Source organism: Limnothrix sp. PR1529, assembly GCF_002742025.1.
GTDB lineage: Bacteria > Cyanobacteriota > Cyanobacteriia > CACIAM-69d > CACIAM-69d > CACIAM-69d.
In genome coordinates this window covers 1-15,615 of record NZ_LIRO01000142.1, presented here as the reverse complement: position 1 = coordinate 15,615, position 15,615 = coordinate 1, and the positions used below count along the sequence as shown (strand labels likewise).

The window sequence follows — 15,615 nt, the reverse complement described above, 5'->3', positions numbered from 1 at the left end:
GAAGACAGGATGGAAACTGGCCGAAATTCAACGGCAAAACTCCCGATTTTCGGGCCCCCTGGCGATCGCGGATGGGCAATTCAGGACATGATTCAAAGCAAGGGAATTGCTCAGGAGCCTTGTTCCAGCGGGTTAATGATGCAAATCAAGCTGGTCGAACATAGCAGGCAAATCCAGCAAACCGAAGCGATGGCTCATTCATGGGCAAGCCAGGGAGGAACATCGTGAATCGAGTCGTGAATCGATTGGCTTCACGATCGATGGGGAATGGATCAGGAATTTAAGGCGCTGGGATTGCTTCAAAGCGCACGCAACGACTCATCCATTCCCCATCGCCTTGGGTCACATCCGGCGGGGGCCCAACCTGGGCACTGGGCACTAGCCGCTGGGCCGAAATGCCTCGGCTAATGAGGGCCGATCGCACCAATTGCGCTCGCTGCAAGGCCAGGGCCGACGCATTCGGTTCGGTGGGGGCGCTGTGGCCCACCACACGCAGGTTCAGATCCGGATAACTTTGCAGGAATTGGCGAATGGGGTCGATTTTGCCGGCAATATCGACATCAACGAATCGATCGGCTCCTAACTCAAAGTACAACCGAACGGTCAGACTCGGAATCACAATTTGCAACGAATTGACGACACGGTTGGTGCCGGGAACCCGCTCAAAGGCCGCCGCGATCGCGCTGGCTTCGGCTCGGCTGCGGGCGGAGCCGGTGACGGTGACCGTTCCGCCGGATTGCGCATCGATGCTGTAGCTAGCGTTGACCACGTTGCCATCCCGGTTCAAGGTTTTGGCAATCCGCTGCACCTCGGCAGCCGCCAGAATGGGATCCGTGGGCAACTGCACGGCAATGATTTGATTTTTGGGGGGTGTGGCTTGCTGAAACCGTTTTGGGTCGATCGCCCGATAGGTGTCGGTGGCTGTGCGTTCCGCCTGGAATCGCAGCCAAGGATAGGGAACCTTGCCCCGCAATCGCAACTGATCGCCTTGTAAATCAACGGATAGGTTATACACCGCCAATTGGGGAGAGGTATTCAGGGCCCCTTGCACGGCCGCCAACAGGCCTCGGTTGCGCTGGTTTTGATAGTTCCACCAAATCCAAGGGGCCGCGATCGCCGCGCTCAGCACCAAAATTAGCCCCGTCAGGGCCCAAGGAAACCCACCCCGCCGATTTAGGTTCAGGTACGAACGCCGTTGGATGGGTCGCACCAAGCCGGTCACGGCCGTGTGAACGGGGGCCGGCAGGGTGCGGGAGTCGCCATCAAAGGATTGCAGGGGGCGATCGTACCGTTCCACCAACCGCTCCAGGGTCGATCGCAACTGACGGTAGAAGCCCTTGGACGGTTGACCTTTCACAATCACCGCCAAATAGCAGTAACCGGCCACCTCCATGGCAATTTGCGAATCGTTGTACTGAATTTCGTGCAATTCGGACACGTTGCCATCTTGCACCATGCAATCATTCACGAAGCTACGAATGGCCGTGAGCATTCCCGCCAGCATGTCCCCTTCGAGGGGATCTTGGTCAGTGGATTGACATTCGCTCATCACCAGGCCCGAGGCCTTGTGGATCAAAAAAGCAGCCTGTACCCGATAGGGCATGGCTTCCCGCAAAATCAGCTCCGCTTCGGAGACCCCTTGCATTTTGGCTCGCATCTTGCGGCCCACCCCTTCCATGCTCAGGGTGTTATGCACCTTTTCGTTGATGGAGTCGATCGCGTCTTTCATGTACTTGGCGATCGTGTTGCCAATGACGGGATAAAGCGCATCCACCATGGCATCCCGTTCTAGGGCAATTTGCTCTTTGATTGAAGCCCCCATCATGGGCCCAAGGGCTTGAATCATCGAGTCCGCATCAAGCTGGTACTGCTCCCGCATGGCGGAGGCGGTTTCGGGCGCAATGGCATGGGCGATCGCCAGGGCCAAATCAGCGGGAGCATCTTGCATTCGCTGGACGATCGCCGCATCCAGCACGGGGGCGATCGCCTCGGCCATGGCTTGTCGATCCTGAAGCGATCGCTCGTAAATCAGGCGATCGATCGTGGGCAACAGGGCTTGGCAAATTTCTTCGCGGGCATCCAGCACCCGCCGTTCAATCAACCGCGCAATCAGGGGCGATAGGTGCGCCACCAGTTGATCGGCATTTTGCAGCAGGGACTCAATCGCATCCACCTGCTGCTGAACCCGTTGCATTTTGCCGCGCAGGGCTTCCACCCGGTCTTCCACGCGGACAAAGTTGTCACCAATCAGCAGCGATTGCAACTGCTCCCAGGCATCTTCCCCTGAGCTGCCGTTGCCTTCGGAGGGTGCACCGTTGCCGTTGGCCACGTTCCCTGCTTTGGTGGTTGTATCTTGCCCCGATCGCCCCGTTGCGGGCGAAGGCGGGGTCAACAAATCCGGATCGGCCCCAAATGGATTGATCGGTAACTCATCACGATCTGCTGAGTTTTCTGCCAGGTTTCCTGCCAGGCTTTCTGCCAAATCGGCTGTTAAGTCGGCGGCCAAATCGGCTTCTACCAAGGTCGAGCGAGATCCTGTTAAGTCGGATCCCGCTCGGCCTTGCAGTGTTTCATCAGGAACCGCGAGACGGCTCGCCACCGAACCTTGGGGTTGCGGGGCGATCGAACTGGGTGGCCGCTCCGTGGGCGACTGAGACGATCGGCCCAACTGACTCAGCAGATCTAGCCAATCCTCCACCGGCTCCGACTCGGAATGATTGCGATCGGGCATAGGGCCAGCACTCCAACCAACTCAATCCAACAGTGACAACGGGTTCCATCCAGTCTAGGAAATCTTCCTGAGAAAAACCCACCGTTGGCCCAATGCCCGATCGGCCAGGATTGGCGAACAGGCCCGCATGATTGTTGCGCCCCAGTCCGGTTAACCGTTGACTAACCCTCTGATTAACCCTCCGGCGACACCAACTCCACCGACAGGGCACTTGGCGGATCGATCGCCGCTTGCAACGCCGGAACCACATCCTGACCCTTCAGGCGCATTCCCAGCTCAAACATCAACTCCGCCAAAGTCTCACGCTCCACCTTGTTATCGCGCAAGGACGAGAACCGCGCATCCAGCTCCTCAAAAATTTGAGTACGCAGGGTGCGAGTGTCCTCTTGCAGCTTGTCGCGGCTTTCGTTCAAACGGCCATCAATCGCCGTGGTTTTTTCCTCAAAGGCTCGATCCAACTCCTCAAAGATGGCCTGAACCCGCCGACCCAGGCGATCGTTCTGTTGCTGCAAGTCCGTGGTTTCCTCTTGCATCTTGGTGGTGAACCCCTTCAACCGCTTATCCAGCGCCTCCAGGGACGCTTGCAATTGGGTTGAGAGGGAAACCTTCACCTCCTCAATCCGATCCTGCAAATCCTGATGCAACAGATTGAGTTCCGACTCCATTTGCGCAAAGCGATTTTCATAGTCGCGAAGCTGGGAGCCGACCAAGATGTCGCGGATTTGATCAATGTTGCCTAACCGTTCCCGAATGTCTTGGCGATCCATGGCTTGCCTCGCTGTTGCTGATACCTAAAAACAAACGACAGAGCTTGTCAGAAAAAGAGGGTGGGTGTGGTTCGGTAGGAGCGCGCTGCAAAAGCCGATCTGTGATGGCACAGGGTGCAATGGCACAGAAATAGCCCCGAACGGCCTGATTGTATCTCGATCGCCCCCTAGGGTCGGCCTCGAATCCGTGAACCACAGATTCAAAACCACCGGTTCAAAATTTGATCCGGATTTGATCTGGATTTGATCTGGGCTGCTGCATAGGCTCAGACAGCACTTCAGACAGCACTAAGGCGAATCCAGGGGCGATCGACTGAACCGGCTTAAACACTCAGCTTCAGGGCCGCCACGGGCACATCATCCCAAGAATCCACGGTGCGCATGGTCACCACCCAACCCTCCTGGCGCTGTTCATCGGTCAGATTTTCTTGGAAAGACTCATAGCAGGCCTGGGCCTGTTCTTCGCTGGTAGAAGCAATGCAAGCGTGGGAAATGCCTGCGGGATCCATTTGTTCGTTTACCCAGATGGTCATGACGACTGATTCTCAATGGCTGCAAGGAGTAGCAATGGATAGATTGCAATCTCCGTCTCCAGTCTATCCATTCCCACCCAGCGCCCTGGGAAATGTGTCGGGTCGGCAATGCAAGGGTTAGGGCGATCGGGGCGCTGCCCCAGAAAATCAACCGAAAATCTACTATCCGGAAATTTTGACAAAAATTTGAGTTGGGGACTAGAAAAATAACGAACGTTCGATTTAAAATAAATCCGAGTTCAGAACCCCAACCCTCAACTCATCAACCGGCAGCCTGCGACCCCATGCAGAGGGTTTGAGTCCTGAAGATGCAAATTAGCAAATTAAATGCAAATCTTTTGGTCTTGAATCTTTCGGCTGAGAATTCGTCCCAAGTTGCCACCATTTCGGTTACAAAATTCAGTCATCCAAGCCTGAAAACAATGACCAACCATTCTTGATCGCCGTTTCTGAAAACAACCCCCAAGAGAATTGCTCTAGGGAACTAATCGAGAGTATTCCTCAATAAGTTGCTGGTGATTTCACTGATGAACTCCTTGATTCAGCATTGCTCAGGCATCGATTCGGCATGAACACGACATTCACTGGGCATCGATCGACCCCTGATCATGCATTACACAATGTCGATTTCAAGGCCAATTTCAGTGCCAATTCTGCGCAGGTGAGGTAGTGTGGCCGCACAAAAACCGATTAAAAACACTTGCGTATTGAGCCAATGCCCAAAATTGTTGATCACGAGAGCTATCGCCAAGAACTCCTGAGTCGTTGCTTTGCTTTGTTTGCCGAACGGGGCTACCACGCACTCACGATTCGGGAAATTGCCAAGGGACTCGGTGTTTCTACCGGAACCCTTTACCACTATTTCGAGAGCAAAGAAGACCTTTTCATCCAACTCATGGACTACCTGAGCTTGGAGGATACGGGAGAACAAGTGCTCAGTCAGTTGAGCCATCCGCTGACCCTGACCGAACGAATTGTGGTGGTGATGAATTGCGTGATTGACAACGAGGAATATTTCCGCCAGCAGGATCTGTTAATTGCGGAGTTTTGCCGCCATCAGGGGGAAGTGGTGCGCAAACATCCCTTGATTCAGGGGGCCCACGATCGCTATGTTCAGGCGCTGGCAGACTTTTTGGGAATTCACGATCGTCCGGTTTTGGAGTGTTTTTTGGCTTGGGTGAGTGGCTTGCTGTACCGCCGAATGCTTTTGGGTGAGCAGTTGGACTTGGCGGAACAGGCAGTTTTGATGTCCAAGATGCTAGCGGGCTACTGGGAGCAAACCAATCGTGATTGTAAAGTTCAGGAATTTCAACACGCTGGCTCTGGCGGCTAGCGCGGCGGCGGCAAGCATTGCCCTGGGGGCGATCGGGCTGTCGCAGTGGAACCGGGCCACGGCAGAGCAGCAGGCCCAAAGCTCAACCCCGGGCCCGGTGGTGCGATCGGGCGTGACGGCCCTGGGGCGACTGGAGCCGGAGTCGGAGGTGGTGCGGTTGGCAGCTCCCTTGGCGCTGGATGGCGATCGGGTCAGTGAGTTGCGTGTGCGGGAAGGCGATCAGGTGCGGGCGGGGCAAGTGGTGGCCTTGTTGGCTTCGGAAACCGTGTTGGCCGCCGAATATAACGAAGCGAACCGCCAAGTGCAGGTGGCTGAGGCTCGCTTGGCCCAAGTGAAGGCCGGAGCCAAAACCGGCGACATCAACAGCCAGCGGGCCACCGTGAACCGAGTGCAAGCAGAATGGCAAGGGAACACCGACGCTCAACGGGCCCAGCTCAGCCGGTTGCGGGCCCAGTGGCAAGGGCAGTTGGCCCAACAGTCGGCCGCTGTTCGCCGTTTGGAAGCGGAGTTAGCCAATGCCCAATCAGAATATCGGCGCTATGAGGCACTTTATCAGGAAGGGGCGGAATCTGCCTCCCGGTACGATTCCAAGCGGCTGTCGGTGGAAACTTTGTTTCGGCAGCTTCAGGAAGCCCGGGCGGAACTGAACCGGCTCGATCGCACCGGTCGCCAGGAAGTGCAAGAGGCCACGGCGGTACTGAGTCGGGTTGAGCGGGCGGGCCAACAACAATGGCAAGAGGCCAAGTCCACCCTCAGCAGCGTGGCGGAAGTGCGGACGGTGGATGTGCGCACGGCCTTGGCGGAAGTGGCGGCGGCCCGGGCCGCGCGCGATCGGGCGGCGGCGGCCTTGGAACGGGCTTATTTGCGGGCCCCCAGCGATGGGCAAATTTTGAAGATCCATGCCCGGGCAGGCGAAAAGATTGGTGATAGCGGACTGCTTGACCTGGCCCAGACCGATCGAATGGTGGCCGTGGCGGAGGTTTACCAAACCGATGTGGGGCTGGTGCGCGTTGGCCAACCGGCAACTATTGTGGGCCAAGCTGTTCAGGGCAGCTTGCGCGGCACGGTGACCCAAGTGGGACTGCAAGTGTTGCAACAAAACGTATTTAGCAATCAGCCGGGCGAAAACCTCGATCGGCGGGTGGTGGAAGTGCGCATTTTGCTCGATCCGGCCAGCACGGCCCGCGTGCGATCGCTCACCAATTTGCAAGTGGAAGTGAGCATCGAAACCGGCACGGGCAACGCTCGCTAACTCGCTAATTGGCGGTTACTTGATTAATAGTCATTTGATTAATAGTCACTTGATTAGCAGTCATTTGATTGTTATTGAATCAATTCTTTTGCCAGCACGCTCGCTAGCGTTGCAACCGACCCCATGCCCAAAAAAACTCCCCTTTCTTGGTTATTATTGGTGCGCCAGAAAAGCCGCCTAATTGTGGCCACTGCTGGCATTGCTTTTGCAGATATTTTGATGTTCATGCAGTTGGGGTTCCAAAGTGGTCTATACGACGCAGCCATCAAACCCCACCTCAACCTTGATGCGGATTTAATCCTGATTAATCCTCAGTTTCGGACGCTTTTTTCTGTTAAGAGTTTCCAACGCGAACGGCTCTATCAAGCTCGCGCACTGCCCGAGGTGAAAGAGGTGAGTTCTATTTACATCAACACCGGCCAATGGCGCAATCCAGAAACCCGTGAAAGTCGCGCCATTTTGGTTTGGGGTGTGGAACCGGGAAAGCCCAGTTTCAAGCTGCCGGAAGTGGAACAGCAACTCAATCAAATCACCCTGCTGAAAACAGTTTTGTTTGACCAAGCAGGACGACCAGAATATGGCACGGTAGCCGATTGGTTGGCCCGATCGCCCCAGGGCTTAGAAGTGGAGTTGAGCGATCGGCTCTTGAACGTCAGCGGTACTTTCACCTTGGGGGCATCTTTTGCGGCGGATGGCAACACGATCGTCAGTGATTCCACCTTTTTGCATTTGTTTCCCGATCGCTCCGCTAGCAACATTGAAGTGGGGTTAATTCAACTGCAACCGGGTAGCGATCCGGTGGTGATGCAACAGAAACTGTCTGCCTTTTTGCCCAAAGATGTGCGAGTTTTGACCGTTGAAGAATTTGCCAACGTTGAAAAACAATATTGGGCTGAAGGAACCGGCATTGGTTTCATTTTTGGTCTTGGGGCCATTATGGGCTTCATTGTGGGCATCGTGATTGTTTATCAGATTCTCTATTCTGATGTGTCCGATCACCTGTCGGAATTTGCCACCATGAAAGCCATGGGCTACAGCAACGCCTTCCTGGTGCGCGTTTTGATCACTGAAGCCTTGATTTTGGCAGTGATTGGCTTTTTGCCCAGCATGGTTTTGGCAATGGGTTTATATCAAATCACCTATTCCGCCACCCTCCTGCCAATTTTCATGCGGCTCGATCGCGCCATCACCGTTTTTGTGTTGACCATTGCCATGTGCAGCGCCTCCAGCGTAATTGCCATGCAAAAGCTTTATCAAGCGGATCCAGCGGATATTTTCTAAGGATTTTTGCCCACTTTTGGAGAGATCAATCTAGCAGAGGGTTAGGTTATGGATCAGGTCATGGATCAGGTTACGAATCAAGTCCTTGGGCAACCATCTAGCCAAGCCAGTGCCATTCTGATTCAGAATTTGAATCACTATTTTGGCAATGGTGATCTCAAAAAACAGGTGCTTCATGACATTAACCTGATCATTCAAGCGGGTGAAATTGTGCTGCTGACGGGGCCATCTGGCTCTGGAAAAACCACCCTGTTGACCCTGTTGGGAGGGTTGCGATCGGCCCATGAAGGAAGCTTGAAAATTTTGGGCCAAGAAATGTGTGGAGCCAGCAAAGAACAGCTCTTAAAAACTCGCTGCAACATTGGCTATATTTTTCAGGCCCATAATCTTTTGAGCTTTCTAACAGCTCGCCAAAATGTCCGCTTGTCTTTGGAACTACATGACCATTACACCGATGCAGAGTGCGATCGGCTGGTGGATGAAATGTTGACGGCGGTGGGCTTGGGAGAGCGATTGGACTATTATCCCGAGCAGCTTTCGGGGGGACAAAAACAGCGGGTGGCGATCGCCCGGGCCCTGGTGAGTTCTCCCAAAATTGTTTTGGCTGATGAGCCAACGGCCGCGCTCGATCGCAAGTCGGGGCGGGATGTGGTGGAAATTTTGCAACGCTTGGCCAAAGAGCGAGATTGCACCATTTTGTTGGTTACTCACGATAACCGCATTTTGGATATTGCCGATCGACTGCTGTATATGGAAGATGGGCGATTGGTGAAGGATAAGACTGAATAAACTCGCAAGGGATCAAACTTGGCGATCGTGCTCTAGGTTGTGCAAAATTTGACAGAAATCCGCTGCGATTTTTCCTTGGTTTTCAAGGGTCAAAACTGGCACATGAATAAACAGAGCCTTGGCCAGTTGACGATGGAGCAACAGCCATTGCAAGACTCGGTAATAGAGCGCATTACAAACAAAATTTCCCGCATCAAAGCTAATTTCAGAACACTCAGTGCCCGCCAACAGTTGCGGCAAATGAAAACCCGTTGCTAACCGACTGCCCCCTTGGCTAGCTTGGGCTTCGAGGGAGAGATGTGATCGCCCCTCAGCCATGCCACACAACAGGATTTGCCGAGGGCGATGTTGCTCGATCGCCCCAATCACCCGCTGAGGAGCCAGATCAAAATCAACGGGTAATTGCCGCAAGCAAATCGCCTGCGGGGGCAGTTGCCGTTGTTCGATCAGCAAAGCTAGCAAATCATCGGAGGCGTTGGATTTCTGATGGGGTAACCAAGTTTGAAAGGAGGTGATCAGCCAGGGAGATTGCGCCATTTCAAACCTATAATTTCAGTGGTTTCGATCTTTTAAATGATTTGGATGATTGAGATCGCTTTCGATCGCCCGTCATCAAAATCACAGTTTCAGTCAATACAATTGCAGCAATTGCAGGGGTTTGGTGTCCTATGACAACGATTGCCGTGGTCGATTACGATATGGGCAACTTGCATTCCGCCTGCAAGGGGCTAACCCAGGCGGGAGTTGAGCCGATCGTGACTGACTCGGCAACGGTGATCGATCGCGCCGATGCGATCGTCCTGCCGGGAGTCGGGTCTTTTGATCCGGCGGTGCAGCAACTGCGCGATCGGGGATTGGAAGCGCCCATTCGCCAAGCGATCGCCCAAGGAAAACCCTTCTTGGGCATTTGTTTGGGTTTGCAAATGCTGTTTGAAACCAGCAGCGAGGGCCGGGAACCGGGCCTGGGCATCGTGCCCGGCTCCGTGCGGGCTTTTCAGCCAGAACCAGGAATCACCATCCCCCATATGGGTTGGAATCAATTGACCCTCACCCAACCCACATCCCTGCTGTGGCAAGGGTTGGAGCCGTTGCCCTGGGCCTATTTTGTCCATTCCTACTATGTGGATCCGGCGGATCCAGGGGCGATCGCCGCCACGACCACCCACGGCAGCCAAACGGTGACGGCCGCCATTCACTGCGAAGCGCTCGGTTCCGGTCGGCCTAATGTGATGGCGGTGCAGTTTCACCCGGAAAAGTCAGCGGCGGCGGGCCTGCGGATCTTGGCGAACTTTGCCACCACGGTTCGATCGATGGTTCCCTGCTAGGGTTAATCGACCGGTTTGGCAACGCTTAAAAATGCCTAAAAACGCTTAAAGCTGAACGGAGCGCAGGTGCGATCGGGGATCGGTCGATCGCGCCGCCCGCACCTGTTCATAGGCGGCCCGCTCGGCCGCCGTGGGCGAACTGGGCAACGTCACCGCCACCCGCACCAACAAATCCCCTCGTTTGCCGCTGGGTTCAACCCAACCCTTGCCCCGCAACCGCAGGGTTTGACCCGACTTGATGCCCGCTGGCACATTCATGGTCACCAACCCATCGGGGGTGGGCACATCGGCCTTGGTTCCCAACACCGCTTCATCTGGGGCGATCGGGATTTCGCAAACCAAGGTATCGCCCTCAAATTGAAAAAAGTTGTGGCTATTGAGGCTGACCTTCAGGTACAGATCTCCCCGTTGACGGCTGTAGGGGTCGTATTGCCCCTTGCCCTTGAGGCGAATTTTGCTGCCCGGTTTGGCCCCGGGAGGAATGCGCACGGTGATGGTTTCGGCTCCCAGGCTCAGGCGTTTTTGCGTGCCATTAAACGCTTCCCCAAAGGACAGGGCCAAAGTGGCTTCCCGATCGCCCGCGGCCGATTGGGGGCCAAAGCCGCCCACATCCCCAAAGCCGGAGAAACCACCCCCAAAATTGCTGCTGTTGTAATTGCCGCTGTAGTTGCTGCCTGTGCCGCTGCGATAGTTGTAGCTGCTCGATCGCGTCCCGGCGGCCCCTGGCCCGCCAAACCGTCCCAGCAGCTCATTAATAAATTCATCAAAGCTGCCGTAGCGGCCAAACTCAAAATCATCAAACCCGGCTCCCCCGGCTCCGGTTCCTCCCCAGGCTTGACCGGCGCGATCGGCCTGCTGCCAATATTGACCAAAGCGATCGTACTTTTGGCGCTTGTCCGCATCGGACAGGACTTCATAGGCCTCGTTCACTTCCTTGAACCGCGCCTCCGCCTGTTTGTCGCCCGGGTTCAAGTCCGGGTGGTATTTGCGCGCCAACCGTCGATAGGTTTTCTTGATTTCCTCGGCACTGGCGGTTTTGGTCAGACCCAGCACCGCATAGTAATCCTTAAAATCTGTCGCGGCCATGCGCTATCACCTTATTTTGCTGCGGTCGATCGGGATGGATTTAGCCTAACGAAGTCTAGCGCTGGCTGGAGATCGGGTGCGATCGCGCTGATTGGTGCAATTCCCGAACCTAACCAGATTTTGGCTGTCGCCTGGATCCTGATCCTCAGCGGTTTCCGCCCCCTTTCCGGCCATGGGAAAGGGGTTGGGAAAACCAAGATTGATCGACCATTTCGGGAGCAAGCTTCGGGAGCAAGCCTAGGGATAGAACGCCAACTGGGGCAACCCGATCGTTTCATCCAAGCCCAGCATCAGGTTCATGCACTGTACCGCCTGACCTGATTGGCCCTTCATCAGGTTATCGATCGCCGACAACACAATCACCCGATCGGTGCGTGGATCCACCTCCACACCCAAATAGCAAAGGTTCGTGCCCAGGGCCCACTTGGTTTGGGGATAGACCCCACTGGGCAACACCTTCACCCAAGGACTGTTGCGATAGAAGGCGTTGTAGATAGTCAGCAGGTCTTCGCGCACCAGGCCCGGATCGCGGAGGGTGGCATAGACGGTGGACAAAATGCCGCGCGGCATCGGTATCAGGTGGGGCGTGAATTGAATCCGCACTTCATGGCCCGCCAAATCCGTGCAAATTTGCTCAATTTCCGGCGTGTGGCGATGGCGACCGACCCCATAGGCAGAAAAGGAACCGCCCGCTTCCGCCAACAGCATGTTGGTTTTGGCCTGGCGGCCGCCGCCGGACGTGCCGGACTTGGCATCAATGATCGCCGTTTCCGGAATGATAATCCCCTGTTTCAGCAGGGGCAGCAGGGCCAACAGGCTGGCCGTGGGATAGCAGCCGGGACAACCAATCAGGTTCGCCTCCGCGATCGCCTCGCGATTCAGTTCCGGCAGCCCATAGACCGCCATGGCCGCCACTTCCTGATCGCTGCGACTCTTGCCATACCAGTCTTCATAGGTGTTCAGATCCCGGAACCGGTAATCCGCCGACAGATCCAGCACCTTGCAGCCCCGATCGACCAGTTGAGGAGCCAAGTCACAGGCAATCCCGTTGGGCAGCCCCAAAAACACCACCCGACAGCGCCGGGCAATCTCATCCAGGTCGATCGACTCCACCTTCAGGGAAATGCGGTGGGCCAGGTGCGGATAAACTTGCCCATAGCTTTGGCCGGCGCTGCTTTCGCCGCCCAAATAGGTCAGTTCCACATGGGGATGATCTAACAGAATTCTGACCAGTTGCACGCCGCCGTAGCCCGATGCGCCAACGATGCCAACTGGAATCTTGTCTGTATTACTCATAATCCGGCTTCTGATTCCCTTTGCTTGTGTGGGTGCCTGTGTCTGTGGACGGGCGCGGTGCTGCTGGGTGCGGGCCAGCCGGCGGGTGCGCGCGGCTTGTTGCCATGCATTCTAGTACCGTTTGCCGGTGTTCCTGCGTTCGGTTGCAGGGGGTCTCACCCCTAGGGGATACAGGGCGATCGCACAGGATCAGAAAAGCCGCAATTCACCGCCGGGTGAAACTGCTACAGGAGATACAATGGAGACCATAAGTTAAGAACTGTAACTGTTTATTAGCGTCCGTCCTAGCCTCTAGCCGACAGACGCGCTGTTCGCCTTTGGTTGCTGCCGCAATGACCCACCACACTGTCCCCCAGTCTGTTCCCGCGTTTGTGTTTGACACGATTCCCGCCATCCTGGCAGACCTGAAGGCCGGGCGGCCCGTGGTGATTGTGGATGACGAAAACCGCGAAAACGAAGGGGACATCATCTACGCCGCTGAAAAGGTGACGGCGGACGCGGTGAACTTCATGGCCACGGAGGCGCGGGGGCTAATTTGCTTGGCCATGACGGGCGATCGGCTCGATGCGTTGGAGTTGCCCTTGATGGTGACCAACAACACGGACAGCAACCAAACGGCCTTCACCGTCAGCATTGATGCCTCACCGGCCTTGGGGGTGAGCACGGGCATTTCAGCGGAAGACCGAGCCAAAACAATCCAAGTGGCGATCGACCCCCGAACCCGGCCGGAAGATCTGCGGCGACCGGGGCACATTTTCCCCCTGCGATCGCGCGAAGGGGGGGTGCTGAAGCGGGCAGGGCACACGGAGGCGGCCGTGGACTTGGCTCGCCTGGCGGGGCTTTATCCAGCGGGCGTGATTTGCGAAATTCAAAATCCCGATGGTTCCATGGCCCGGTTACCGCAACTGATTGACTATGCCCAGCACTACGACCTGAAAATCGCCACAATCGCGGACTTAATTAGCTATCGGCTGCAACATGAGCGGTTTGTAATCCGGGAAACGGTCACCAAACTGCCCACGGAGTTTGGCCTGTTTGAGATCTATGGCTATCGCAACGAAATTGACGGTTCCGACCATGTGGCGATTGTCAAGGGCGACCCGGCCACCTTCCACGATCGCCCGGTGTTGGTGCGGGTGCATTCGGAATGTCTGACAGGGGATGCGCTGGGATCCTTGCGCTGTGACTGTCGAGCGCAACTGATCGCGGCCCTGAAAATGATTGAGCAGGCCGATGAAGGGGTGGTGGTTTACCTGCGCCAGGAAGGTCGCGGCATTGGCTTGATTAATAAGCTCAAGGCCTATTCCTTGCAAGATTTGGGCTTTGACACGGTGGAAGCCAACGAAAAGCTCGGTTTTCCAGCAGATCTGCGTGATTACGGCGTGGGCGCACAAATTTTGAACGATTTGGGCATTAACCAAGTGCGGCTGATTACCAATAACCCGCGCAAAATTGCCGGTGTTCGTGGCTATGGGTTGGAAGTGGTCGATCGCGTGCCCTTGTTGATTGAGGCCAACTCCTTCAACACGCGCTATCTGACCACCAAGGCGGCCAAGCTGGGGCATCTGCTGCTGCAAACCTATCTGGTGACGATCGCCCTCCACTGGACTGATCACCCCACCACTAGCGAAGCCTACGAACGGTTAGCCCAGTTGCGACAATTGGTGAGCGATCGAGATTTGCGATTGCGGGAAGAGGCGCGGCCGGTGGCGGTGGCCCTGTTTGGCAATCCGGCGCTGATTGTGCATTTGGGCTTCGACCAATCCAATTTGGCCATGGCCGGTTGGTATCGCGAACCGGGCCATCCTTACCTGGAGGCGATCGCCCAACTCCTGGATCAGTTGGCAGACTGGCAAGCGGTGCAGCGGCTGGAATTTTTGGTCAGTGAAGGGGGCGACCCCATGGCCGGGCTACAGGTGAAGCTCGATCGCCTGACCTACAAGCTGTCAAGCGGGCATCGACCATCCACCATTTGCCAAGATGTGGAAAGCCAGCAAATTTATAGCTTCCTGCGCTAGCGGCCTGCGTTAGGGCTGTCGGGGCGATCGTCCTGCGCTAAAGTGCCTTTGTTGCAAACTGCGGGCCGCCGATCGGGAAATGTCCCCTAGCTAGCGGTTCTCCGGCGGTTTGGCAACGATTTTTCAGGGCAGGACAGCGCGTGCAACAGGAACCGGGCCATCAACCCCCTCAGGCCATTCAGGCATTTTGGGCACAAGTTTGGAGCGTTCTTTTTCAGCCGATCGCCCATAGGCGCGATCGACGGCTCTGGTTTTGGGGCGGCCTCTGCGGAGCCGTGGCCCTGGCCTATGGCGGGTTGGCCCTGCAACAGGCCCTGGCGGGCCCCTATGTGATCCAAGACGATGCCCGACAGCATGTGTTTTGGATGCGACGCTTTTGGGATCCAGAAGCCTTTCCCCAAGATCTGATTGCCAACTATTTCCAGTCCGTGGCCCCGGCGGGTTACCAATGGCTCTATGGCTTGGCGGCCAAGCTGGGGCTAGATCCTTTGCTGTTTAACAAATTTGTGCCCTTGGGGTTAAGTCTGCTGGCGGCGGTGGGAGCCTATGGCTTGGCGGTGACCCTCTGGCCGATTCCGTTGGCGGCGGGGTTGAGCGGGCTGCTGGCGGTGCAGGCCCTGTGGCTGCGGGATGATTTGGTTTCCGGCACACCCGCGGCCTTTGCGGGGCCCCTGTTGCTGTGGGGGTTGTGGGCGATCGCCCGTCGGTGGTTGGGGGTGACGGTGGGGGCGATCGGGCTGCTGGCTTTGTTTTATCCGCAAGTGGCCCTGGTGCTGGGCGGCGCGTTAGGACTGCAATTACTGCGATCGGGGCGATCGGTTGCTTGGCGCTGGCGAGCGGCCTGGGAACGCCCGGAGGTGCGGGTGGCCTTGGCGGGTTTGGGGGCGCTGGTGGTGACCATGGTTCCCTACCTGCTGCGCGATTCTCCTTTTGGGCCGGTGCTGTCCGTGGATATGGCCCGATCGATGCCCACCTTGGCCGATAAGGGTTGGTCTGCCTTTTTCACACGGGATCCTTGGAACTATTGGGCCTGTGGCCAACGCAGTGGCTTTTTGCCCACCGAATGGTGTCGGATCATGGCCTTCCATTCGGTGCTGGTATTGCCTTTGGGCGTTTGGTTTGGCCTGTTGTGGCCCCTGCTGTGGTGGCAGCGCGATCGCTTCCCCCTGGTGCGATCGGCCCAAGGAGCCTTGCCCCTGTTGGG

The 15,615-nt window shown here is 56.3% G+C and carries 12 protein-coding genes and 1 pseudogene; 7 read left to right on the top strand and 6 right to left on the bottom strand.

All coding sequences use genetic code 11. The features are described 5' to 3' along the window. Window positions 1–280: 280 nt before the first annotated feature. The 3 genes from AMR42_RS19175 to AMR42_RS19165 all read right to left on the bottom strand — a co-directional run bounded on the left by AMR42_RS19175 (window position 281) and on the right by AMR42_RS19165 (window position 4,031). Window positions 281–2,731: an OmpA family protein gene (locus tag AMR42_RS19175; RefSeq protein ID WP_099535449.1), complete on the bottom strand. Its 2,451-nt coding sequence runs from the start codon at window positions 2,729–2,731 to the stop codon at window positions 281–283. A 173-nt stretch (window positions 2,732–2,904) separates the two neighbouring features. Further along, entirely contained in the window at window positions 2,905–3,498 is a 594-nt protein-coding gene (locus AMR42_RS19170) for a hypothetical protein (RefSeq protein ID WP_099535447.1), read from the bottom strand. 323 nt (window positions 3,499–3,821) lie between these two features. Then, window positions 3,822–4,031 carry a glycogen debranching protein gene (locus AMR42_RS19165; protein WP_099535445.1) on the bottom strand — a complete coding sequence of 70 codons (210 nt, stop codon included), beginning with the start codon at window positions 4,029–4,031 and terminating at the stop codon, window positions 3,822–3,824. Window positions 4,032–4,746: 715 nt separating this feature from the next. Here AMR42_RS19165 and AMR42_RS19160 point away from each other — a divergent pair. From AMR42_RS19160 to AMR42_RS19145, 4 genes are all read left to right on the top strand, one after another. After that, a complete protein-coding gene (locus AMR42_RS19160; RefSeq protein ID WP_099535443.1) occupies window positions 4,747–5,364 on the top strand; it encodes a TetR/AcrR family transcriptional regulator in 618 nt (205 codons plus the stop codon). Further along, window positions 5,318–6,616 carry an HlyD family efflux transporter periplasmic adaptor subunit gene (locus AMR42_RS19155; protein WP_199858251.1) on the top strand — a complete coding sequence of 433 codons (1,299 nt, stop codon included), beginning with the start codon at window positions 5,318–5,320 and terminating at the stop codon, window positions 6,614–6,616. Before AMR42_RS19160 ends, AMR42_RS19155 begins: the two co-directional genes overlap by 47 nt. 123 nt (window positions 6,617–6,739) lie before the next feature. Next, a complete protein-coding gene (devC, locus tag AMR42_RS19150; protein ID WP_099535439.1) occupies window positions 6,740–7,897 on the top strand; it encodes an ABC transporter permease DevC in 1,158 nt (385 codons plus the stop codon). A 60-nt stretch (window positions 7,898–7,957) separates the two neighbouring features. After that, complete coding sequence (locus AMR42_RS19145; RefSeq protein ID WP_099535505.1) at window positions 7,958–8,686, top strand: ATP-binding cassette domain-containing protein; 729 nt, start codon at window positions 7,958–7,960, stop codon at window positions 8,684–8,686. A gap of 12 nt (window positions 8,687–8,698) precedes the next feature. Here the strand turns inward: AMR42_RS19145 and AMR42_RS19140 are convergent, their stop codons facing one another. Beyond that, window positions 8,699–9,223 (bottom strand): peptidase C15, encoded by a 525-nt coding sequence (locus AMR42_RS19140; RefSeq protein WP_143473194.1) that lies wholly within the window; start codon window positions 9,221–9,223, stop codon window positions 8,699–8,701. Window positions 9,224–9,354: 131 nt separating this feature from the next. Between AMR42_RS19140 and hisH the strand changes: the two genes are divergently transcribed. Then, window positions 9,355–10,011, top strand: a complete 657-nt coding sequence (gene hisH / locus AMR42_RS19135) for an imidazole glycerol phosphate synthase subunit HisH (RefSeq protein WP_099535437.1) — start codon at window positions 9,355–9,357, stop codon at window positions 10,009–10,011. A 45-nt stretch (window positions 10,012–10,056) separates the two neighbouring features. On the opposite strand, the gene AMR42_RS19130 is transcribed toward hisH, so the two are convergent. Both AMR42_RS19130 and argC read right to left on the bottom strand, forming a co-directional pair. Then, on the bottom strand, window positions 10,057–11,097 hold the full coding sequence (locus AMR42_RS19130) for a DnaJ C-terminal domain-containing protein (RefSeq protein WP_099535435.1): 1,041 nt from the start codon (window positions 11,095–11,097) through the stop codon (window positions 10,057–10,059). Window positions 11,098–11,334: 237 nt separating this feature from the next. Continuing rightward, window positions 11,335–12,393 carry an N-acetyl-gamma-glutamyl-phosphate reductase gene (argC, locus tag AMR42_RS19125; protein ID WP_099535433.1) on the bottom strand — a complete coding sequence of 353 codons (1,059 nt, stop codon included), beginning with the start codon at window positions 12,391–12,393 and terminating at the stop codon, window positions 11,335–11,337. A gap of 332 nt (window positions 12,394–12,725) precedes the next feature. Between argC and ribBA the strand changes: the two genes are divergently transcribed. Together ribBA and AMR42_RS19115 are read left to right on the top strand one after the other, a co-directional pair. Then, entirely contained in the window at window positions 12,726–14,411 is a 1,686-nt protein-coding gene (gene ribBA, locus AMR42_RS19120) for a bifunctional 3,4-dihydroxy-2-butanone-4-phosphate synthase/GTP cyclohydrolase II (RefSeq protein WP_099535431.1), read from the top strand. Window positions 14,412–14,551: 140 nt separating this feature from the next. Continuing rightward, window positions 14,552–15,615 (top strand): annotated as a pseudogene (locus tag AMR42_RS19115) (hypothetical protein); the annotation flags it as partial.